Source organism: Thalassotalea sediminis (assembly GCF_030295915.1).
Lineage (GTDB): Bacteria > Pseudomonadota > Gammaproteobacteria > Enterobacterales > Alteromonadaceae > Thalassotalea_C > Thalassotalea_C sediminis.
Genome location: NZ_AP027361.1, coordinates 2951668 through 2973586, shown reverse-complemented (window position 1 = coordinate 2973586; position 21919 = coordinate 2951668). Strand labels below are relative to the sequence as shown.

The 21919-nt window shown below is 38.9% G+C and carries 25 protein-coding genes, 1 tRNA gene and 1 riboswitch; of the genes, 8 read left to right on the top strand and 18 right to left on the bottom strand.

Features of this window, described 5'->3' with window-relative positions; genetic code table 11:
- The first annotated feature begins 171 nt into the window (after nt 1-171).
- Nucleotides 172-1020, top strand: coding sequence for a tetratricopeptide repeat protein (locus tag QUE09_RS13705; RefSeq protein WP_286233351.1), 849 nt, complete (start codon nt 172-174; stop codon nt 1018-1020).
- Nucleotides 1021-1053: 33 nt separating this feature from the next.
- Here the strand turns inward: QUE09_RS13705 and msrA are convergent, their stop codons facing one another.
- Both msrA and QUE09_RS13695 read right to left on the bottom strand, forming a co-directional pair.
- Complete coding sequence (msrA, locus tag QUE09_RS13700) at nt 1054-1593, bottom strand: peptide-methionine (S)-S-oxide reductase MsrA (RefSeq protein ID WP_286233349.1); 540 nt, start codon at nt 1591-1593, stop codon at nt 1054-1056.
- A gap of 117 nt (nt 1594-1710) precedes the next feature.
- Nucleotides 1711-2823, bottom strand: coding sequence for a DUF3083 family protein (locus tag QUE09_RS13695; protein ID WP_286233347.1), 1113 nt, complete (start codon nt 2821-2823; stop codon nt 1711-1713).
- A 342-nt stretch (nt 2824-3165) separates the two neighbouring features.
- On the opposite strand from QUE09_RS13695, the gene QUE09_RS13690 reads away from it, so the two are divergent.
- Entirely contained in the window at nt 3166-3384 is a 219-nt protein-coding gene (locus QUE09_RS13690) for a DUF3820 family protein (RefSeq protein WP_434017205.1), read from the top strand.
- A gap of 284 nt (nt 3385-3668) precedes the next feature.
- Nucleotides 3669-3842: a ribosome modulation factor gene (gene rmf, locus QUE09_RS13685; protein WP_074500812.1), complete on the top strand. Its 174-nt coding sequence runs from the start codon at nt 3669-3671 to the stop codon at nt 3840-3842.
- Between the two features lie 117 nt (nt 3843-3959).
- Here rmf and QUE09_RS13680 read toward each other — a convergent pair whose 3' ends face one another.
- The 7 genes from QUE09_RS13680 to moaA form a co-directional block, all read right to left on the bottom strand.
- A complete protein-coding gene (locus tag QUE09_RS13680; protein WP_286233344.1) occupies nt 3960-4709 on the bottom strand; it encodes a HesA/MoeB/ThiF family protein in 750 nt (249 codons plus the stop codon).
- Nucleotides 4710-4732: 23 nt separating this feature from the next.
- Nucleotides 4733-5194, bottom strand: coding sequence for a molybdopterin synthase catalytic subunit MoaE (gene moaE, locus QUE09_RS13675; RefSeq protein ID WP_286233342.1), 462 nt, complete (start codon nt 5192-5194; stop codon nt 4733-4735).
- 1 nt (nt 5195) lies between these two features.
- Nucleotides 5196-5435 carry a molybdopterin converting factor subunit 1 gene (moaD, locus tag QUE09_RS13670; protein WP_286233341.1) on the bottom strand — a complete coding sequence of 80 codons (240 nt, stop codon included), beginning with the start codon at nt 5433-5435 and terminating at the stop codon, nt 5196-5198.
- A gap of 10 nt (nt 5436-5445) precedes the next feature.
- On the bottom strand, nt 5446-5940 hold the full coding sequence (moaC, locus tag QUE09_RS13665; protein WP_286233339.1) for a cyclic pyranopterin monophosphate synthase MoaC: 495 nt from the start codon (nt 5938-5940) through the stop codon (nt 5446-5448).
- The gene (moaB, locus tag QUE09_RS13660; RefSeq protein ID WP_286233336.1) at nt 5940-6488 is read right to left on the bottom strand and encodes a molybdenum cofactor biosynthesis protein B; all 549 of its coding nucleotides are present in this window, start codon (nt 6486-6488) and stop codon (nt 5940-5942) included. The genes moaC and moaB overlap by 1 nt, the downstream gene beginning before the upstream one ends.
- On the bottom strand, nt 6481-7074 hold the full coding sequence (gene mobA, locus QUE09_RS13655) for a molybdenum cofactor guanylyltransferase (RefSeq protein ID WP_286233332.1): 594 nt from the start codon (nt 7072-7074) through the stop codon (nt 6481-6483). The genes moaB and mobA overlap by 8 nt, the downstream gene beginning before the upstream one ends.
- A 1-nt stretch (nt 7075) precedes the next feature.
- Nucleotides 7076-8047 carry a GTP 3',8-cyclase MoaA gene (gene moaA / locus QUE09_RS13650; protein WP_286233330.1) on the bottom strand — a complete coding sequence of 324 codons (972 nt, stop codon included), beginning with the start codon at nt 8045-8047 and terminating at the stop codon, nt 7076-7078.
- Nucleotides 8034-8174: riboswitch (molybdenum cofactor riboswitch) on the bottom strand. It overlaps the preceding gene by 14 nt.
- 142 nt (nt 8175-8316) lie before the next feature.
- Between moaA and moeA the strand changes: the two genes are divergently transcribed.
- Together moeA and QUE09_RS13640 are read left to right on the top strand one after the other, a co-directional pair.
- Entirely contained in the window at nt 8317-9549 is a 1233-nt protein-coding gene (moeA, locus tag QUE09_RS13645; RefSeq protein ID WP_286233328.1) for a molybdopterin molybdotransferase MoeA, read from the top strand.
- Nucleotides 9549-10253: an alpha/beta fold hydrolase gene (locus QUE09_RS13640; RefSeq protein ID WP_286233327.1), complete on the top strand. Its 705-nt coding sequence runs from the start codon at nt 9549-9551 to the stop codon at nt 10251-10253. The genes moeA and QUE09_RS13640 overlap by 1 nt, the downstream gene beginning before the upstream one ends.
- Before the next feature lie 479 nt (nt 10254-10732).
- Here QUE09_RS13640 and QUE09_RS13635 read toward each other — a convergent pair whose 3' ends face one another.
- From QUE09_RS13635 to tkt, 6 genes are all read right to left on the bottom strand, one after another.
- Nucleotides 10733-11515, bottom strand: a complete 783-nt coding sequence (locus tag QUE09_RS13635; protein ID WP_286233325.1) for a DUF481 domain-containing protein — start codon at nt 11513-11515, stop codon at nt 10733-10735.
- Complete coding sequence (locus tag QUE09_RS13630; RefSeq protein WP_286233324.1) at nt 11505-12335, bottom strand: mechanosensitive ion channel domain-containing protein; 831 nt, start codon at nt 12333-12335, stop codon at nt 11505-11507. The genes QUE09_RS13635 and QUE09_RS13630 overlap by 11 nt, the downstream gene beginning before the upstream one ends.
- A 214-nt stretch (nt 12336-12549) precedes the next feature.
- Complete coding sequence (fba, locus tag QUE09_RS13625; RefSeq protein WP_286233323.1) at nt 12550-13617, bottom strand: class II fructose-bisphosphate aldolase; 1068 nt, start codon at nt 13615-13617, stop codon at nt 12550-12552.
- A gap of 321 nt (nt 13618-13938) precedes the next feature.
- Nucleotides 13939-15114: a phosphoglycerate kinase gene (locus tag QUE09_RS13620; protein ID WP_286233322.1), complete on the bottom strand. Its 1176-nt coding sequence runs from the start codon at nt 15112-15114 to the stop codon at nt 13939-13941.
- A 23-nt stretch (nt 15115-15137) separates the two neighbouring features.
- On the bottom strand, nt 15138-16151 hold the full coding sequence (gene epd / locus QUE09_RS13615; protein WP_286233321.1) for an erythrose-4-phosphate dehydrogenase: 1014 nt from the start codon (nt 16149-16151) through the stop codon (nt 15138-15140).
- A 52-nt stretch (nt 16152-16203) separates the two neighbouring features.
- A complete protein-coding gene (gene tkt / locus QUE09_RS13610) occupies nt 16204-18186 on the bottom strand; it encodes a transketolase (RefSeq protein ID WP_286233320.1) in 1983 nt (660 codons plus the stop codon).
- 323 nt (nt 18187-18509) lie between these two features.
- Between tkt and QUE09_RS13605 the strand changes: the two genes are divergently transcribed.
- Nucleotides 18510-18644: a hypothetical protein gene (locus QUE09_RS13605; RefSeq protein ID WP_286233319.1), complete on the top strand. Its 135-nt coding sequence runs from the start codon at nt 18510-18512 to the stop codon at nt 18642-18644.
- A 71-nt stretch (nt 18645-18715) separates the two neighbouring features.
- On the opposite strand, the gene QUE09_RS13600 is transcribed toward QUE09_RS13605, so the two are convergent.
- Both QUE09_RS13600 and QUE09_RS13595 read right to left on the bottom strand, forming a co-directional pair.
- Nucleotides 18716-18791 (bottom strand) — tRNA-Arg (locus QUE09_RS13600).
- A gap of 48 nt (nt 18792-18839) precedes the next feature.
- Nucleotides 18840-20009, bottom strand: a complete 1170-nt coding sequence (locus tag QUE09_RS13595) for a flagella assembly protein FlgT (RefSeq protein ID WP_286233318.1) — start codon at nt 20007-20009, stop codon at nt 18840-18842.
- 259 nt (nt 20010-20268) lie between these two features.
- Here QUE09_RS13595 and QUE09_RS13590 point away from each other — a divergent pair, with 259 nt between their 5' ends.
- Nucleotides 20269-20934 (top strand): FlgO family outer membrane protein, encoded by a 666-nt coding sequence (locus QUE09_RS13590; RefSeq protein ID WP_286233317.1) that lies wholly within the window; start codon nt 20269-20271, stop codon nt 20932-20934.
- A gap of 9 nt (nt 20935-20943) precedes the next feature.
- Nucleotides 20944-21411 carry an LPP20 family lipoprotein gene (locus QUE09_RS13585; RefSeq protein WP_286233316.1) on the top strand — a complete coding sequence of 156 codons (468 nt, stop codon included), beginning with the start codon at nt 20944-20946 and terminating at the stop codon, nt 21409-21411.
- Between the two features lie 75 nt (nt 21412-21486).
- Here QUE09_RS13585 and QUE09_RS13580 read toward each other — a convergent pair whose 3' ends face one another.
- The gene (locus tag QUE09_RS13580; RefSeq protein WP_286233315.1) at nt 21487-21918 is read right to left on the bottom strand and encodes a flagella synthesis protein FlgN; all 432 of its coding nucleotides are present in this window, start codon (nt 21916-21918) and stop codon (nt 21487-21489) included.
- Nucleotide 21919: the final 1 nt, after the last annotated feature.

The window sequence follows — 21919 nt, the reverse complement described above, 5'->3', positions numbered from 1 at the left end:
GTTGTTCTATATAAAATATTGAATAGAAAATAAGATTTAGCAATAGGTGGTCTCTTGTACAGAGGTAAATGCATTTATTTAGATATGATCGTGTCATTTTCACTATGCTAGTACTTGTTAATTTATTCTGTGCCCCCACTTCTAACATAAATAATCAGACGGGGAAGAAATGTGTCAAATGTAGCCGTTGCCATGACAATGGATAATTTTCAGAAAATTGTCTTAGAAGATTCAAAAGAAAAATTAGTGTTAGTGACCTTTTGGGCGGAACAAGTGCCAGAAAGTGTTGAACTTCGAGACAAACTATCTAACCGCTTAATGGGCGCTGAAGAGCATATTTTGTTGACGACCGTAGATTGCCAAGCAGAACAACAAATCGCCATGCAATTTGGTATTCAAGGGGTTCCTACTGCTGTGTTAGTCAAAGATGGCCAGCCGATCGATGGTGTTTCTGGACCGCAAACAGACGAAAGTATAGAAGAGTTTGTTGGTAAGCATTTACCCAAGCTTGAAGATGAATTATTGAGTCAGGCTAAAATGTGTTTAGCTGAAAATGACGTTAACCAAGCATTCGGTGTGATCACGCAAGCACACCAACTAGCACCTGAACGCGCAGATATTAAGTTCGTTTTAATTGATGTTTATTTACAAACGGGTAAAACATCCGAAGCTGAAGCTTTACTGTCGACGATTAAAATGGTTGATCAAGATAGTACCTATGCAGCGCTTGTTGCCAAACTGGAATTAGCGAATGAAGCAGCGGATTCTCCAGAAATAAAAGCGCTGGAACAATCATTAGAACAACAGCCTGATAATATTGAGCTAAAACGAAAACTAGCTGCACAATATAATCAAGTTAACCGTAATGAAGATGCGTTGGCGATTTTATTTCGTTTAGTGCAACAAGATGCAAGTGATGCAGATAGTAAGCAGTTACTTTTAGACGTGTTAAAAGCGTTGCCAGATGGTGACCCCCTAGCGACTAAATATCGACGCAAGTTATATACTTTAATGTATTAGTTAACGATAAAAAAAGCGCTTAAAGCGCTTTTTTTATTTTAATTTTTCAACAAATGTTTTTCTAAATTTAGCTAATTTAGGTGACACAACGGCCTGACAGTACTGGTTTTCCGGGTTGTTCTTGAAGTATTCTTGATGATACTCCTCTCCGCAATAGAAAGTACTCAGTGCATTTATTTCCGTAACGATTGGTGCAGAAAATGTTTTTGAATCTATTAATTCGTTAATGATGTTTGCTGCGATCACTTTTTGTTCATCATTATGATAAAAAATAGCAGAACGATATTGCGTACCTATATCGTTACCTTGGCGATTCAGTTGAGTTGGGTCGTGTAGTGTGAAAAATACTTCCAAAATATCACGGTAACTTATTTTTGAGCTGTCGTAGGTTAATTGCACAACTTCAGCATGACCAGTATTACCTTCGCAAACTGCTTTGTAAGTTGGCGCATCGACATGCCCTCCCATATAGCCAGACTCTGCTTTTATTATCCCTTGCAAGCTATTAAAAGCTGCTTCGATACACCAGAAGCATCCACCTGCCAATGTTGCTTTTTCAATAGTTGAAGTCATAAATAAACCATTATGTTAAGACCAGATTGTGCATTATATCGTGCCTTATCATTTTAAAAAGCCCCTTTGTCTGGTTATTGGTTTATTTATGAGACTTAACAATTATTATGGCTTGAGTTAGTAGTTATAGGCAGTATGTTGATGGAATCTAACGGTTAACTCTTCTTTTTCTTGTGGCAGTTCCAACTCTGTGGCAAGCAACCTTATGGCTTGTTCGATTTGATTTAAAAACCGTCCATAGCCGTGTTCACTGCGATTGTCTTTTGTCGCCACGAATATTAGCTGTACATTATCGGAAAGCTGATCTGCTTGCCATTTACTGATAATACCACAAGGGCTTTGTTCGGGGTTATATCCCAACATCTGCAATTCGCCAATTGCAGAGACCGTTTCGTGTTCACTGAATCTAACAATCGGGACTAATCCATTCGCGATCATGGCACCATTATTGAGGTTAAATCGTTTGGCAACAAGTGAGAATGTATCTGTTAAGTAAGTATATAGTGGGTTATAAGGATCAACTGATTGCGGGTCGATATCAACCATATTTAATAGTCGGTTATTGATGGTTAAATTGATCACGGCATAGGTAATGTTTGAGCTGTCTGCGGGAATCAAGATTCCTTGATTTGCATAGCGTTTACTAATCGTTCTTAATTTATGTGCAACAACGCCGGTGCAGCCTTTGTTTCGAGCAAAAATATCATAGGTAAGGTGCTGATGGTCGCGCACTCGAATTGTATTACGTGGGATCTTCAATTGTTGTTGAAAACACTCGAGTAATTGAATCACTTTATGATGGAATTCGGCAGCATTTTGCCTTATTTCATCGCCTTCGGCTAAAAATAACAGCGTTACTTTCTGTGCTCTTACATTGGCGTCAAAAAATGTATTTTGTAATTCATGTGTTTTTGGATCGTAATAGAACAATATTTGTTGTCCCGTTTGCCATTGATGCACTTCTTGACTGTACCGAACACGCACAAGTTTATCATTAGCGACATATACGCAGTTTTTTATCGCAAAATCGTTGCAAAGTGTAAACACCAGTTGCGACATACTTTGATAAAACTGGAAATACGCTTGCCTATTTTGATCACAAAAATCAGGCGTTAGTGTTTTAATTAACTCATTAGTAATTGGAAATTCAGCTAAAATATACTGGTTATCTCTCGCGTTAGCAGGAATATAAGCTTTGTGTGATGCACTGCGTTTACGGACTATAGACATTGATGATCCCTGTCTGTTGGTTAATGATATATTCGCGGCGATTATAAGTGGTAGATATGACAAATTTATGTCACCTATACTGCTAATTAATGAGCCTTTATGAAACTTTTATGACTATTTTTGTATTAACTAGATGGTTTTATTTACTGTTTTATGGGCTTATCGCTCCTTTTTAGCATCTAGTTTGATTAACTGTCTGTGAGAAATATGACAAAAGTTTAACGCGTGTATTCATAGGTAAAATACATTTTATTCAAACCTCAAATAACGTCAGGCCTAATGAATTTTATTTTTAATAGAAAAGTGTATGATGCTGTTTTTTGTTGTGCGAAAGGGCATTAAATGCAAATAGATCACCAAGCAATGGTTGCGGCCATTAACCAAACAATGCCATTTGGCAAGTATGCAGGTCGAAAACTGTTACAACTACCTGAACCCTATTTAGTTTGGTTTCACAGTAATGGTTTTCCTGAAGGTAAACTTGGTCAACAACTTGCGCTTGTTTATGAAATTAAGCTAAATGGTTTAGAGAAAATGTTAAAGCCATTATTAGTCGATTAATACAAAGCTCGTTTAAATGAAGTTTTTATATAAATTTTAATTTTAATTTCTAAAAGATCTATCAATAAAAAAATAACAGAATGAATTTCAGGTGTTTATATTTCCATCAAAAAAGTGGCATGAAAATTATTCACTATTACATGTTTTTGTGACGTTATGATGACACTTTTATGCTTGCATTAAAAATCTAAATAATCTTAAATGAAGTGGTCGATTGATATTCGCTGTCAGTCAAAGTGGTTGAATAAAAGTTATATATTACAAATGATTACGGAGATTCATCTATGAGAAGACAAAAAAGAGATCGTTTAGATAGAGCGTATTCAAATGGTTATCAAGCAGGGGTTTCAGGTAAAAATAGAGAAAACTGTCCTTATCAAAATACTAATGCAAAATCGGAATGGTTAGGCGGGTGGCGTGAAGCAATGTCAGACAAAAATGCTGGATTATTTAGGTAGTGTGTAACCTAAACTTTTAATAGTTCTGGAAATAATTAAAGAAAAAGCCCTCCGTTGAGGGCTTTTTTGTTGCCAACTTTAATCCACCTTCTATAGTGGTGGATTATTTACTAATAATTAAAGGCGGCAACAAATTGGACAGTTTTGTTGTTGCTTGACTGAAATATATTGCCAATTTTGATGTAGGCCATCATACAAGGCTAAGCGATTTTGCTGCATCGTTACGTTTGTTAATAACTTTATCGCTTCTATCGCTTGCGTACCGCCAATAACAGCAAGTACTGGACCGATTACTCCAATAGTCTGACAGTTTTCGACTAAAGCATCCTCAGTTTTTGGAAAAACACATTGATAACATGCGCTGTTTGGTTTTCTCGGATCGATAGTCATTTGTTGACCATCAAACCCTGTAGCTGCACCTACAATAAAAGGCACGGTACATTCAATACATGCTTGATTTACTAAGTAACGAGTAGCAATATTGTCACAGCAATCAATAACAAGATCAGCCTGTTGTACATAATAATGTGCTAATTCTGCGTCGAGCATTTCGTCGACTACTTCAATGTCGACATCAGGGTTATTCAAAAGGAGTTTATCTGCAGCAGTATCCGCTTTATTCTGTTCAAGGTCGTGCTGATTAAAGAGTATTTGACGTTGTAAGTTTGTTATATCAACGCTATCACCGTCGGCAATAATAAGCTTGCCAATACCCGCTGCCGCGAGATACATAGCAACTGGGTTACCTAGTCCCCCCATGCCTACTATAAGTACAGTGGAGTTACGTAATGTTAATTGGCCGTCTTCTCCAATTTGTTTAACCATGATTTGTCGGCTAAAACGTAGTTTTTCATTTGCAGTTAGCATCTTAATTTATTCACCGTGTAACATTACCAATGTTGTGCTTTTTCATGGTCGGTCGATTTCGCGTCTAACCATTTACTTTGGCCATCTTGTGTAAGTTCTTTTTTCCAAAATGTCGCTTTTACTTTTAAGTGATCCATGATGAATTCGCATGCTGCAAAAGCGTCTTGCCTGTGAGTGCTGGTTACGCCAACAAAAACAATTTGCTCACCCACATTTAACTGTCCGATACGGTGGATAACTCTTACTCTACCTATTGACCAACGCTGTCTTGCATCATCAATAATGAGGTGTAGTTGTTTTTCAGTCATACCTGGGTAGTGCTCAAGGTACAACCCCGTAACCGCTTTGTTTAAGTTGTTATTACGCACGCGACCACAAAAGGTTACAGTTGCGCCATCGATATTATTATTAACATGTAATTGTTCACATTCATGCGTGAGGTCAAAATCTTGTTCTTGAATGTTTACCGCGGTTTTAACTAGCATATTAACCTCCGGTTACCGGCGGAAAAAATGCGACTTCATCACCGTCGTTTAGTGCGTCATCTAGGGTTGCCATTTGTTGATTAACCGCGCAAAGGACCTGGCCACTTAAGGTTTGTTTCCAAAGAGGTGAGCGTTCACTTAAGTGTGATATTAACGAAGAAACCGTCTTTTGCGTATCTACGTTGATTTGATGGCAGTCTAACTTTTCTCTTAGCGTTGCAAAAAATAATACCTTTATCATCAACGTTTCCTTAGCTTTCTGCTTGCCACTGTCCGGATTTACCACCGGTTTTATTGAGTACACGAATACCAAATATTTCCATATTGGGATCTGCGGCTTTGCACATATCAAAGAGCGTCAAACAGGCAACTGATACAGCTGTTAGCGCCTCCATTTCAACGCCTGTTTGTCCCGTTAGCTTGCAAAGGCTTTCCACTCGAATTTGATTCTTTTCACGTTCAATTGAAAACTCTACTTGTACTTTGGTTAGCATAAGTGGGTGACATAAGGGGATTAAATCGCCACACTTTTTAGCTGCTTGAATGCCTGCAATGCGAGCGACGGAAAGGACATCACCTTTTTTATTTCCACCTTCAATAACTAAGTTGAGGGTTTCTTGTGTCATTTTAATAAACCCAACTGCAGTCGCTGTTCTGGTTGTTGTTGCTTTATGAGTAACATCAACCATATTAGCGTCGCCATGTTGGTTGATATGACTTAGCGTAGGTGTGATTGGTTGACTCATTATGCTCTCGTTCCACAAGTTTGTGTTGATAGGTTTAAATGAGGTACAAAGTTACACGGTTTGTGACTTGCATCGAGTTGCTCTGCAATGAGCTTATCCCAAGCTGTTTTACAGGCATTGGTTGAGCCTGGCACACATAGAATAACGGTATGATTTGCCATACCTCCTAATGCACGTGACTGTACGGTTGAAGTGCCTATTTCGGATAAGGAAATCGTGCGAAAAACTTCGCCAAAGCCTTCAATATTTTTATCAAATAAAGGCTGTAATGCTTCTGGTGTGTTATCCCTGTCGGTAAACCCCGTGCCTCCGGTAGTAATAATCGCATTAATTTTTTCATCAGCAATCCATTTTGATACCACGGCTCTTAGTTGGTAAACGTCGTCTTTTACAATCATTTTGTCTATAACCTTGTGTCCCGCGTTTTGGGCGCGCTCTACAAGTGCAGTGCCAGAGGTATCCGTTAATTCATCTCTGGTATCCGATACCGTTAAAATTGCGATATTTAAAGGGATAAAAGTATTGCTATTATGTTTGTTACTAGCCATGTGAAATCCTATTTTCGGCAAGTTTAGCATTAACTTGTTGCCAATCTTGCGGTGTATTAGCGTTAAATAATGCCTGCTTTTTCTGCAGTGGCAGTGCTTTATGAGGTAATTGTTGTAAAAGTGCTCTTACCGAGTAACCTGCATGTTTTCCATTGGGGTGATGAACGTTATAGTTTGTAGCAAAAAACGTATGACAAAAGGCCGAATTGGGTAAATATAACGGGAGATAATGGTGCTGATAATAACAGGCTCGATTGGTCAATTCGCCAATGGTCTTGAGCTGGCGTATGGTTTGTACGTCAATCAAGGGGAGATCGACGGGTAATATCAATAATGCCTTGGGGTGATGGTTAGCAATGGCGGTATAAATCCCGCCGAGTGGGCCGGTATTAGGTGCTATATCTTCTTCACCATGTGTTTTACCACTTATCATGATGTCGTCAACCCCGACATTTTTCAAAAGCGATGATGCTCGTAAGAGTAAGCTTTCACCTTGGACAGTAAGCAACGCTTTGTCTTGCCCCATTCGAGAAGACTTTCCTCCTGCTAAAACAACGCCTAAACAATTTACTGGCTGTTTATTCACTTTAGCCTCCGAGCATTGAGAGGTTTTTAGTGGCGCCCGTTAACTTTTTATGTAGAAAATGGCTTGCTTTTTTATCGTTTAATAAACTTGATATTGCGGCAATTAGCGGGGCAGGATCATTATTTTGTATATGTTCCCGTAGAGATAATCCTTGATCTGCGAACAAACATAAATGTAGTTTACCGAGTGCACTTATACGTAGTCTGTTACAAGAAGCACAAAAATCTTTACTGTAGGGCATGATCAAGCCAATTTTTCCTTTATAATTAGGGTGGTAAAATTCTTGAGCTGGCCCTGAGGATTTTTCTTTGATCACAGGCAACCAGCCATCGAGTACTAGCTGTTGTTTGATACGTGAACCTTGAACATGTTGCTTGTTAAAAAATACCTGATTATCACCGGTTTGCATAAGCTCGATAAAGCGTAACGTTACAGGTGTTTCTTTAACGAAATTTAAAAATGTGTCGATGTCGGAGCCATTATATTCGCGCATTAAAACGGTATTAATTTTTACTTGGGATAAGCCTAGTGTTACGGCTTGGTCAACGCCAGATAAGATTTCTTGTAGTTTGTTATGCCCTGTAATGGCATGAAATTGCCTCGGATCTAAACTGTCGATACTAACATTCAATGCGTCCAAACCGGCATCTTTCCAATCATGAATTTGGCTTGATAGCTTGTAACCGTTAGTGGTGATCGCTAGCTTCTTTATGCCGGGTGTTGTCTTACATGCTGCCAGTATTTCAGGCAAATCTTTACGAAGAGAAGGTTCGCCACCGGTAATGCGAATTTTTTCCGTACCAAGAGAAGCAAATGCTCGTGCAATTCGTTGAATTTCTTTAAACGACAGAAAGTCACGATCATGATCACACTGGTATCCCTCAGGTAAACAGTAATCGCAACGAAAGTTGCATACATCGGTAATAGAAAGCCTCAGGTAATAAAACCTACGGCCAAAATTGTCTGTTAACATTCCACCTTTCCAAATGTCGGGAGGCCAATAAGTTTCCCTATTAACCCTGGCGATTATTTAATAATCACGGCTAAAGTCACATGTTTACAATAAATTTAGCGACAGTAGCTCGGCGAAGATACGTTTAATAGTAATACATTATGTGCTTTGATGATAATACTATTATTTTAAAGTACAAATTTGAGTTGTATCAAAAGTTGACAAGATAAAGCATGGCTTCTTTTCTTTAATTACTTGATAATGCCTCAAAAAATAAAAGGGAAGAAGTTATGACTGATTCATGCTTTAGCACGGGTTTAGTGCCATTTGAGCAGGCTTTAAAGCGCATGTTAGTTGAGATAATACCACTAACTTCCACAGAGCTAGTGTCATTAAATAATAGTATTAACCGCGTTGTTGCGGAAAACATATGTAGCCCTGTTAACGTGCCACCAACGGATAACTCTGCAATGGATGGTTATGCTTTTGCGGCGAGTCATACATCAGATGTACCATTAAATGTCGTTGGTAAATCAATGGCCGGAGCGCCATTTCAAGGTACATGTAAGGCAGGTGAGTGTGTACGTATTATGACTGGCGCTGTGATACCAGATGGATGTGACACGGTGGTAATGCAGGAGCAGTGTCTGTTAACGGACGAGAAAGTACTATTACAAACAAGCGTTAAGCCCAATAAGAATGTTAGACATGCAGGTGAAGACGTTACGCAAGGCGATTGTGTCTTTACGATTGGCCGGCGACTGTCGACAATAGATATAGGGGTATTAGCATCATTAGGTATTGATACCGTTAAGGTTTATAAACCGGTGAAAGTTGCTTTGTTTTCTACTGGTGATGAATTAAAACACCCGGGAGAAACACTTAGTACAGGTGATATTTATGAAAGTAACAGCTATTACTTGCGTGCTATGCTAGAAAAATTTGGTGTTGAGGTTATCTCAATGGGCATTATTGCTGATGATAAAGAAAAAATTAGCCAGGCTTTTATCGATGCAGACCAAAGTGCTGATGTGGTAATAACCACCGGTGGTGTATCCGTTGGTGAAGCAGATTACACCAAACAAATATTGGAATCATTAGGGCAAATTAACTTTTGGAAAGTTGCGATTAAACCTGGAAAACCCTTTGCTTTTGGTAAACTACCAAATAGTTACTTTTTTGGGCTACCCGGTAACCCTGTTTCCGCTTTAGTAACAGCCCATCAACTTGTCATGCCTGCAATAGCTGCACTACAAAATTTAGTGCTACCTAAGCCCATTTATTTAACCGCGAAAACAATGTCTTCCCTGAGAAAAGTGCCTGGGCGGATGGATTTTCAACGTGGTATTATGCAAACGGATGAAACAGGTCAGCTTGTAGTAAGTTCAACAGGTAACCAAGGTTCAGGCGTATTGACAAGTATGGCAATGGCAAACTGTTATATTGTTCTGCCGCAAGAGGAAGGGCATATCGAAGCAGATAAGTTCGTAACTATTTTACCTTTTGATCAATATTTACAGTAATGATGGAAACCTTATATTTATTGCCTGGTACTATGTGTGACGAACGTATGTGGCAACCAATGTTATCGTCAAGCAATCAAGCATTTCACCCTGAATATTTAACGATTTCTAGCGCAGAGACTATTGATGACATTGTGTTAGATATTGCCAAACAGCTACCAGATGGGCCGGTAAACTTGCTTGGCTTTTCTTTAGGGGGCTACTTAGCTTGTGCCTTTTCTGTGCGTTTCCCCGAACGCGTAAAAACGTTGTATGTCATTGCTAACATGCCATGCGCGTTACCTGACAGTGAAGTTAAAGAAAGAACTCGCACCGTTAACTGGATTAGGGAACATGGTTATCGAGGTATCCCTACTAAACGAATCTTAAATTTATTATCGCCGTCAGCTCATCAAAATAATGAAATCGTGTCACTTATTCGAACAATGGATGCTGACTTAGGTGGTGAGGTGCTTATGCAACAATTATTAGCAACAACGCAACGTGTTGACTTATTTGAACAATTGTCTGCATTGACCATGAAAAAATATTTTTGTGTTGGGGTCGAAGATACCTTAGTGGATATAGCTCATTTACAAAAGATAAACGCGCAAGATGAGCACATGGAATTAACGCTTTTTCAGCAAACGGGACATATGTTGCCTTTAGAGCAGTCATTGCTTTTTAGTCAGTGGCTAAATGACCTTTGCCTACTAAATAAATAAACCTTGTGCTTAGCAGGTGGCGTTGACACTGCCCCCTGAAAGGGCGCTTATTTCTTTTAGCGATTACTGAGTTTTCACCCTAAAATGCTTTCATGTATTGTTTATCTTTGACAACACCTTATCACCCAGTTCAGCGAACTCTAACGGCCATATTTTTAGATTGTCATGCCTCTATGACAAATGCGCGTCCTATCGCGCGCCAGTGTTAACCAAGGATGGCTGACAAGTATTACCATTACCGTCTTAAAAAAATATTTGCTGTTATCGCTTCAATGGGAACGGCATACATCATACCTATTGCTAAATGACCAAGAGACATATCACCTTTAATAAACGATGCGACCATATTTGCCTGATTAAAAGTGTCTTTCCCTATACTATTTTTTAATAATATCCACCTACTAATGTGAGTGATTTATGAACGAACAATAAAAAAGCCTCACTAAACAAGCGAGGCTTTTAATTGAATTAACTGAGGTTTAAAAACTATAAACAAGCGTCATTGCAGTTTGCGTGTTTGTGTTTTCTTTATCTGCATCAACATCAGTATTGTGATCAACAATAAAGCTAAATTTCAACTGTAAGGTTTCTATTAACTTAGTGGTGATTGATGACTCAGCTTTATAGGTACTATTAGCGCCATTTTTAGGTGCATACTTAGCAACTAATAATTGCTTAAACTGTACATGTTCATTTATTTTTCTTTTATATAGAGCTTGCGCTTGAACAATAAACGCATCATCCGTTGTTTCACCGTGCTCATTTGGCTCTTTTAAAACATCACGTTTATAACCTGGACCAATATCAGCATCTAACGAGGCTTTTTCTGTTTCAAACCAACGACGACCCCATCCTGTTGAAATTGAACTTTGGTTATCAAAACTGCTAAAGCGATTATCTTCATATGAAGCATTACCGTAAATATAGTTTTTTCCATTGGGTTCAATGGTGTAATTGGTTTGAGAAACAATGGTCCACTTTTGGTCAGTGGTTTCAAACTTATCAGACGTAGTGCCGTCGTCATTTGTTACTTCTGATTCTGTTTTACGCACCAATACGTCGAAATTTAGAGAGCTGCGCCATTGAGCTTTTTCATAGTCAAAGTCTAAGCCAGCTTTTAAATCTCCACTCTTAGTGTCACCTGTTTTAAATAACGCACCAAATTCTGCTGATGCTTTAAATGGTGATGTTTCTTTTTGCTCTTCTGCATTTAATAAAAATGGTGTACAGCATAGTGCAGCAATAGCTAATTTACGATTCATTTGTATTCTCTTGGTTTACGTGAACAGATAATTGTGGGAATGGAATTTCGATTCCTTCGTTGTCCAATTCAACTTTAATTGATTGCATTAAGTCAAAATAAACAGGCCAGTAATCGCTTGTTTTAACCCATGGGCGTACGACAAAATTAACAGCGCTATCGGCCAATTCGTTTACACCTACGGTAATATCCTTATCTTTTAGTACAAGTTCATGAGCACTCACAACACGTGTTAATAGTGCTTTAGTTTTGGCTAAGTCCGCATTGTAACTTACACCAATAACAAGGTCGATTCTTCGTGTATCTTTCGTTGAGAAATTGGTAATTGTGCCACTTGTAATTGCGCCGTTAGGTACAATGACGGCTTTATTATCGGGTGTTTTTAATTTAGTTGAGAACACATGTACTTCTTCAACAATACCCGCTGTACCTGCAATTTGTACAAAATCACCCGCTTTAAATGGTTTGAAGGTAATGAGTAAGATACCAGAAGCAAAGTTAGATAATGAACCTTGTAATGCTAAACCGATAGCAAGACCTGCAGCACCAACAATGGCAACTAAAGAGGTAGTATTAAACCCTAAATGTGAAATAGCTGCGATAAATGCAACTAACACGAGTAGACCGTACGCAAGACTACAAATAAAGCTACTAACAGTATCATCAACTTGTTTATGAACTAATACTTTCTTTAATGCGGCTGTTACTAAACGAGCAACAATTCTACCAACAATAAAAATGAGTAACGCGATGACAAGATTGATGGCATAGCCATAAAGTAGTTCTTGATTATCCGTAAACCAACTTATTATATTTTCCACGAGATTCTCCCTAGATGTCATAGAATTTTTGTTGGGAGAAATTATAATAAATTTAACAACGTAAGCCCATTGTTATTTTTAATAGGGCGCAGGGGATATCTACTTCCCTGTAGATAACGCCAAACGATAAAAAGGGTGCGTTAGTTTGGCGATTTTTTCATGAAACGTTTATGCTAGCGTTTCGTTATTTTCAATCTCAGTTTTAGTAAAGCAATTAAGATTTAACTAAGGCGTCTAGCTCGCCTGTTAAATAGCGTTCAAACATTGCGTCAAGCGAAATTGGCTTGATTTTCGATGCATGACCTGCTGTATTAAATGCTTCGTAACGTGCTTTACAGATCTCATACATCGCTTTAGTAGATTCTGAAAGATATTTACGAGGATCAAATTCACTTTGATTATGTGCCATGAAACGACGAATTGCGCCAGTAGAAGCTAATCGTAAATCAGTATCAATATTAACCTTACGAACACCATTCTTAATACCCTCTTGAATTTGTTCAACAGGTACACCATAAGTTTCAGGTATTGCCCCTCCATATTCATTAATAATCGCTAACCAATCTTGAGGAACAGATGAAGAACCGTGCATAACGAGGTGAGTATTTGGAATACGCTGATGTATTGCTTTAATGCGATCAATAGACAAAATATCGCCTGTAGGCGGACGTGTAAACTTGTATGCGCCGTGCGATGTTCCACAAGCGATAGCAAGTGCATCTACTTGAGTCTTTTTAACGAAATCCGCAGCTTCTTCTGGATCAGTTAGCATTTGTTCTTGTGACAATTTTCCTGCTGCACCAACGCCGTCTTCCTCACCAGCCTCTCCTGTTTCTAATGAACCAAGACAGCCAAGCTCGCCTTCAACAGATACACCACATGCGTGTGCCATTTCTACCGTTTTACGCGTTACGTCAACATTATATTCATAACTTGAAGGTGTTTTACCATCTTCCATTAAAGAGCCATCCATCATTACTGATGAAAAGCCTAATTGTATCGAGCGTTGACATATAGCTGGCGACGTGCCGTGATCTTGATGCATTGCAACTGGGATATGCGGAAACTCTTCAATTGCAGCTAAAATTAAATGACGTAGAAATGGCGCGCCAGCATATTTTCTTGCACCTGCAGATGCCTGTAAAATTACTGGGCTGTCTGTTTCATCTGCTGCCAACATAATAGCGCGTACTTGCTCTAAGTTATTTACGTTAAATGCAGGGATGCCGTAATTGAATTCAGCGGCGTGATCTAACATTTGTCGCATGGAAACTAAAGCCATGAAAAACTCCTAAGTTACAATTTTTAGTTGAGGATATTGCGTTAAATTTCTTTCACATCGAAACAAGAATGTTTCATTGTGTAATTCTAACAGAAAGTTTTCACTCTTTGCATCATAGTATTTTTTCTTTTATTCATGATTATTATCGTGAATGGGAGGTTATTTGGTGAAATGGCAAAGAATTACGAAAATAAGTAGACATTTAGTACATGGTAGTGCAGTTTTTTGTAAGTTATTTTGGAAAGTTACAACAAATTTATTTTTTAATGGCATAAAAAAACCTTAGCTAAAACTAAGGTTTTTTATTATCTACAATGGTTATTAATCGTTTGCGCGGGTTTCTAACATAGCGACTGCGGGTAAAACCTTACCCTCTAAAAACTCTAAAAATGCGCCACCACCTGTAGATATGTAGGAAACTTTATCGGCAATGTCGTATTTGTCTACTGCAGCAAGTGTATCACCACCACCAGCAACAGAGAATGCATCGCTGTTCGCAATGGCCATCGATATCACTTCTGTTCCTTTAGCAAATGCATCAAACTCAAATACCCCAACAGGACCATTCCATAATACCGTGCCGGCATGTTTAATGATGTCAGCAACTTTAGCAGCTGTTTCTGGTCCGTAGTCTATGATGTCATCTTCTGGTTGAACGTCAGCTAATGCTTTAACTGTTGCGACAGAATCATGTTTCCACTCGTCAAAGCTATCGCGTGTTACGGTTACATCATTAGCAAAAACGACATCAGTTTTTTCACATAAACGTTGTGCTTCTGGGATCAAATCTTTTTCATATAATGAATTACCAACTTCATTACCCGCAGAGGCGACAAATGTATTTGAAATACCACCGCCAACAACTAGTGTATCTGCAATATTCGACAATGAGTCTAATACGGTCAATTTTGTTGATACTTTTGAACCACCAACAATGGCGACAAGTGGGCGAGCTGGGTTATCTAATGCTTTTGATAGTGCATCTAGTTCAGCAACTAGTAAAGGACCAGCACAAGCAACAGGTGCGAATTTAGCTACGCCATGTGTACTCGCCTGTGCGCGATGCGCCGTACCAAAAGCATCCATTACGTAAATATCGCAAAGCGACGCGAGTTGCTTTGATAAACGCTCGTCATCTTTCTTCTCGCCTTTATTAAAGCGTACATTTTCAAAAACAACCAGTTCACCGTCAGCGACTTCAACACCATCTAGGTAATCTTGGACCAAACGTACAGGGTTCGAAAGTGCTTTCTCTAAATAAGCCACTACGGGCTGCATTGAGTATTTTTCTTCATATTCACCTTCAGTAGGTCTACCTAAGTGAGACATGACCATTACTTTTGCACCTGCAGCTAGGGCGTGTTTTATTGTTGGTAGTGCGGCTTTTAAACGTGCATCTGAAGTCACTTTGCCATCAGCAATGGGTACATTCAAATCTTCACGGATCAAGACGCGTTTACCGGCGAGATCCAAATCAGTCATTTTAATAACAGACATGAGTTATTCCTGTAACGAGTTAATTATTTTAGACCTGCCATCACTTTAGCAGTATCTAGCATTCTATTTGCAAATCCCCATTCATTGTCACACCAGACTAGCATTTTAACTAATCGCTTGTGACTAACGCGCGTTTGGTTACCATCAACAATGGCAGAATGTGGATCATGATTAAAATCTATTGAAACTAATGGTTCTTCAGTATATCCAAGAATACCTTGTAACCCATTATTTTGTGCTTTAACTATGGCTTGGTTAATATCTTCTATCGATACATCACAGCTTACTGTTACGCTTAAATCCATTGCTGTAACATTCACTGTAGGAACGCGTACGGCAATAGCTTCAAAGCGTCCTGAAAACTTGGGTAATATGCGTTCAATACCTGCGGCAAGTTTGGTATCTACTGGGATAATTGATTGACTTGCAGCTCTTGTTCTACGTAAATCAGCGTGATAAGCATCAATTACTTGTTGATCATGCATTGACGAATGAATGGTTGTAATCGTACCGCTTTCTACACCGAATGCATCATCAATAACTTTTATCACTGGTACAATGCAGTTTGTTGTGCATGAGCCATTGCTAACAACACGATCGTCACTTGTCAGCGCTTTATCATTAATGCCATAAATAATGGTGGCATCAAGATCTTTAGCGCCAGGGTGTGAATAGAGTACCTTTGCAGCACCTTGATTGATATGAGCAAGGCCATCTGCTTTTGAGTTATAAACCCCTGTACAATCAAGAATGATATCTGCATTTTGTTGATGCCAATCGATGTTGTTAATATCCGCTTCATGCGTCAAATTAATGTCATCACCAGCAATATTTAAAAGGTTGTTATTGCGCGTTACGGCAAATGAAAAACGACCGTGGGTACTATCATATTTTAATAAGTGTGCAATACCTTCAGGATCCGCTAACTCGTTAATAGCAACAAGTTTTAAATCTTTACGATGGTTATTTTCGTATAGAGCACGTGCAATGCTGCGACCAATACGACCAAAACCATTGATTGCGATATTTGTAGGCATGTTTCAAAAAAAACCTTTGAATAAGGCACCACGTAAACGTGGTGCCAGTAAATTATAAGCTATTCACGGTGTTAACTACATTTTCGACAGTAAATCCAAAATGTTCCATAAGCTTATTGCCTGGTGCTGATTCACCAAACGTTGTCATACCTACTACTTTGCCTGCAAAGCCAACATACTTATACCAATAGTCAGTATGAGCAGCTTCAATCGCAACGCGTTTTGTAACGGCACTTGGTAATACCGATTCTTTATACTCAGCACTCTGTTGGTCAAAGATGTTAGTTGACGGCATAGATACTACACGCACATTGTTACCAATCGCTTCAGCTGCTTTTAGTGCCAGCGAAACTTCTGAACCAGTCGCGATAAGTATAACGTCTGGTGTGCCGTTACTTTCTTTAACGATGTAACCACCTTTTGCAATATTACTTACTTGTGCGTCATCACGTGAAATTGCAGGTAATCCTTGGCGTGAGAAGACTAAAGATGTTGGTGCTTGTTGGCGCTCTACGGCATTTTTCCACGCGACTGCAGTTTCTGTTGCATCAGCAGGGCGCCATGTCACCATATTAGGTGTTGTACGTAAGTTTGTTAATTGTTCAATTGGCTGGTGTGTTGGGCCGTCTTCGCCTTGGCCAATAGAGTCATGGGTGTAGACGAAAATATTTTGAATCCCCATTAACGCAGACATACGTACCGCATTACGCGCATATTCCATGAACATCATGAATGTGGCGCCATAGTTAATAAAGCCACCATGTAACGATATACCATTCATAATACCTGACATACCAAATTCACGCACACCGTAATAGATGTAATTACCTGCCGGATCGTCTTGAATGCCTTTAGAGCCAGACCAGAGCGTTAGGTTTGAACCTGCTAGATCAGCAGAGCCACCTAATAATTCAGGTAAAATTGCTCCAAATGTTTCAATTGTATTTTGTGATGCTTTTCTAGAAGCAATACTTTCCGCTTTTTGTTGGCACTCTTTAATAAACGTGTTGGCTTTTGCTTCAAATTCAGCTGGAAGTTCGCCTTTAATTACTCGACGTTCATACTCAGCGGCTAACTCAGGATGTGCTGATTTATAAGCTTCGAATTTAGCTTGCCAGCTTGTTTGCGCTGAATGGCCTTTGTCTTTTTGATCCCACTGGCTGTAGATATCAGCAGGTACTTCAAAAGGCGCATGAGGCCAGTTTAAAAACTCACGAGCAGCAGCTATTTCGTCATGACCTAATGGTGCGCCGTGACAATCATGAGACCCTGACTTATTTGGTGAACCAAAACCAATAATAGTTTTGCAGCAAATCATAGTTGGTTTATCGGTAATAGAGTGCGCTTGTTCAATGGCTTCTTTAATGGCGTGTGGATCATGACCATCAACGTCGGCAATTACATGCCAGCCGTAAGACTCAAATCTTTTTGGTGTATCGTCAGAGAACCAACCTTCAACATGACCATCAATGGAAATGCCATTATCATCCCAAAAAGCAATAAGTTTACCTAAACCTAAGGTACCCGCTAAAGAACATGCTTCGTGTGAAATACCTTCCATTAAACAGCCATCGCCTAAAAAGCAATAAGTAAAGTGATCGACAATATCGTGACCTTCACGGTTAAATTGAGCTGCGAGTGTTTTTTCAGCAATTGCCATACCTACAGCATTTGATACACCAGCACCTAATGGCCCAGTTGTCGTCTCAACACCGGGTGTATATCCATATTCTGGATGACCGGGGGTTTTAGAGTGCAACTGACGAAAGTTTTTAATTTCTTCAATGGGAAGATCATAACCAGACAAGTGCAATAGCGAATAGATAAGCATTGAACCATGACCATTTGACAGAATAAATCGGTCACGATCAGCCCAATTTGGGTCTGTAGGGTTATGCTTGAGAAAGTCGCGCCAAAGAACTTCGGCAATATCTGCCATGCCCATTGGGGCTCCTGGGTGACCTGAGTTTGCTTGTTGTACTGCGTCCATGCTTAATGCACGAATAGCATTAGCGAGATCTTTACGCGATGGCATAGTGGCTCCAACTATTTTATTTTTTCATTTGAGGGTGTTTTTTAGAGACGCTATTTTTACGCAGTAATGGCGCGACTGCAAATGTTATTACGCTATTTGTTATATTTTGTTGACAGGTGTCTTGTTTCTATTGCATATGCGATAAAATCGCGGGTTATTCGCAAAAATAAATAGGTAGAAATAACCAATGAAGTTTACGCAAAAGCAACAATTGTTTAAAAAATAGCTGATTTTTTAGATAAATGATTGAATTAAAGATACTTATCCGCTAAGTTGGTTGCGAAGTAGACAAATAACAATGATAAACCTACTAGGACTACATAATGAAACAGTCGTCTTCAAAAGGAATAAAACTGACAACCGTCATATTAGCAGTCTTTGTATTGGCATTAACCGCCGTACTGAGTAATACCTCAGTTGCAGACGACAAGGAAGTGGAAACAGAGTTAGCCAATTAGTACCTTTAGTACCTTTTGAGCAGATAAAATAAAAAAGCCGCTTTTTTGCGGCTTTTTTATTTTATCTTTACTGGCGTCCCCACCAGGACTCGAACCTGGAGCAGCGGCTTAGGAGGCCGCAGTTTTATCCAGTTAAACTATAGGGACATAAGCTTTCGTTATTTAAACGCTAAGTGTCCTTAAAATCAACTCACTTTAGTAACGCACAACTAAGTCATTTAACTGAATACTATCGATTATTGCACCATCAATTGTTTGGCCAACAGCATTAGATTGCGACACCTGAGTTACTTTAACTTTAAATGGGCTGACATTGAACCCAGCATATGAATGACCATTATCAGCAATAAAGTTTTGTAAGTGCAATAATGAAAATTCGTCACCAATTTGTACGCCATGCTGTTTACCAAGGTTAAACCGCACTTGATTTCCGGTAATTTGTACAATTTTTCCGCGTGTTGGTTGGCACATCATATTGTCGTCAATATCAGTAATAACTTGCATTAACACTTGATCAACAATTTGCCCGTACTGACTTTGCCAAAAGATACTGGCGTTTGGATCTACTTGTTCTCGCTTACCAAATTGCCAGGGGGCAGCATTACGGTAAGTTTTTTCAAATAAACCTTCACCATTGGTACCGTTAAAAATATGTACGCGAAGTTGAAAGTAACGTTGGAAGATATCTTCTTGCCAAAACCGCCAAGGATTTTCTTCATCGGTTGCGAACGATATATCTTCTATTTCAGAAAATAAAACATATTGGCTATCTGTCATATCTGCTAAAGACATTGAAATGGCTTTTATTTTATCGAATTGTAAGCTGTTGTTATATCGAGAAAATGCGCTACTCGATTTTACAGATAATTTAGGAGACAAATAGGAGCCATCTTGTTTTATATGATCAGATAATCGTTTCATGATGGCAGTATCTAATGCATAAATGCTACCTACATTAGCTTGCTCTCTATGAACCAAGTGACTTTTAGTGACTAACATTGATTTGCGGTAATCAGCGGAAAAACATTGCCGCGCTTGTGGGATAATATCTGCTCGAATGGTTACGGTGATAGTATTACCTTCATGCGTTTCATCGACAAGTTCAAACGCATTAATATTGCCCGTTGCTCGTATATTGATCTCATTTTGTGTCAATAATCCATTGACCACTTGTTGAACACTTGATACTGATGCACCGGCAACAAGTAGTGCTTTTTTTAACGCATTTTCTATTGCTTGAGTGCGCGCGGCTATATTATCGCCTTGGATAACATAGGCTCGACCTTGTGATTCATACCACTGGGCGTGTAATGGGCTCACTATCAAATAAAACGCTAATAATATTGTAAAGGTTAATAATCGCATTGCTCACCTTGAACTATCTTGGCCTTGATCCTGCATTTTATGTAATCTATTTGCTACTGCGTACTTAACACTAAGTGTAGTTATAAGACATTTCAATTGAAGTAGCTACTGAGTGTCAAATGCTCGACCCATACATGATTAAATTAAGCTAATGCAGGTTTTGTGCCTATACTTAATTTTTAACCGTGTTAATTCAAAGTTGGCGTGAATTGTGCTTTATGTTTCACAATAGAGTTTAGTGGTATTTGAGGGGAGCTCAATGAAAAATTGGTTAATGCTTATGTTACTGCCAGGGTTAGTGTCGTGCAGCACTATGACGTTAAACGGCAGTAACGAATCAGATGATGACTTTTATCAAGCCGCACATCGAGATAAAGGTCAAATCGACGCTTATCAACTGCCCAAACATGCGATTAATGATGTGGTAAAAGGATTAGCATTTCAAATGCTGCAAAGTAGTACCTTTGTTACGCCTAAAACACCGGTCGCTGTCGCGTCATTTGTGCACTTAGCTGATTTAGAGTCGACGAATTGGCTAGGTAACCAGCTATCAGAAAGCTTTGTTCACGAGTTACAACGTCATGGCTTAATTGTTGTTGATTTTAAAACAACAGGGCATATTCGTGTTACTAAAGAAGGTGATTATGTTTTTAGTCGCGACTGGAAGGAGTTACCTGAACGTCAGATTATTGACTACGTTGTTACCGGCACCATGATGAAACAAAATGGTGGTGTAATGGTAAATGCTCGTATGATAGGTATGCAGTCTCGTGTTGTAGTTGCAACTGCGCAATCTTTTATTCCTGAATGGGTGATTGGTGATGAGTTGCAACGTAGTGAAAACGTAAAGATAAAAGACGGTATGATTCTTCGTGACTCTGAAGCTATGCTGGAAGAAGCTAGAGCTGTGAAAATTCAACAATAGGCAGACATTATGAAACAACATACATTTTTCAAAGTACTATGTTTGAGCGCTTCATTAGTGTCAGTCGGGTGCAGTTCTGTTTACGACAAACATGTACAATGGCAGACGGTAACGCCTGATTCTTTTCCTGTAATTACCGCGATTGGTCAAGCGCCCATTAGTTTACAAAAGTCGTCAAATAAAACACAAAAGATGTTGATGGCAATAAATGCCTCGAAAGTTGCTGCATATGCTGAACTCGCCGAACAAGTTTACGGTCAACAGCTGTCTGGTAACACAACAATGCGTAATTTGATTGTTGAAGATCAGCACCTTAAAGCCTCTGTACAAGGTATTATTCGTGGGGCGAAGGTGGTCAAAAGTTACCCTGTAGGAGATACTTACACTACGGAGTTACATCTTGATTTTAAAGATGTTTGGGACATATATTTATCAAATAACAGACAAAAAGAAATTAAAGAAGTGAAATATTACTAACTTTATTTCGGACTGGATAAATTAAATAAAAAGGCCTGACAGATTGTCAGGCCTTTTTATCATTCGTACTCTTTACTATGCTTTTATGCCTAAGCTACTTAATCCACCAGAAGCTTTACCTTTTTTATCGTAGGTAACAGTTGATTTGCCATTTTGCTGAAGCAATGTCGTTTTTAAGCGTTCAACAGCCATTTGCGATTGCTGAATAATATGACCGTTTACTTGGTTTTTCTCTTTACAACGCAATAAGGCTTGTTCAATTGACGATAAAAGTTCGTCCAACTCGCCTCGTGCTTTTTGCTCACTAAACGCCATACTTTGTGAAAATTCTTGGTCTAACGTTTGAATTTCAAGCAATAATGTATTTTTTTGTTCGGTGATTCCTGTTAACGCGTCAGGAGAGTTGCTTTGCAAAGTAAGTCGCTCTTCGTCAATGATCGCTTCCAGTTGCTGCAATTGTGCAAACTGTTTTTCTAATAGTTGACGGTAATTTATGTTATCAGCCACT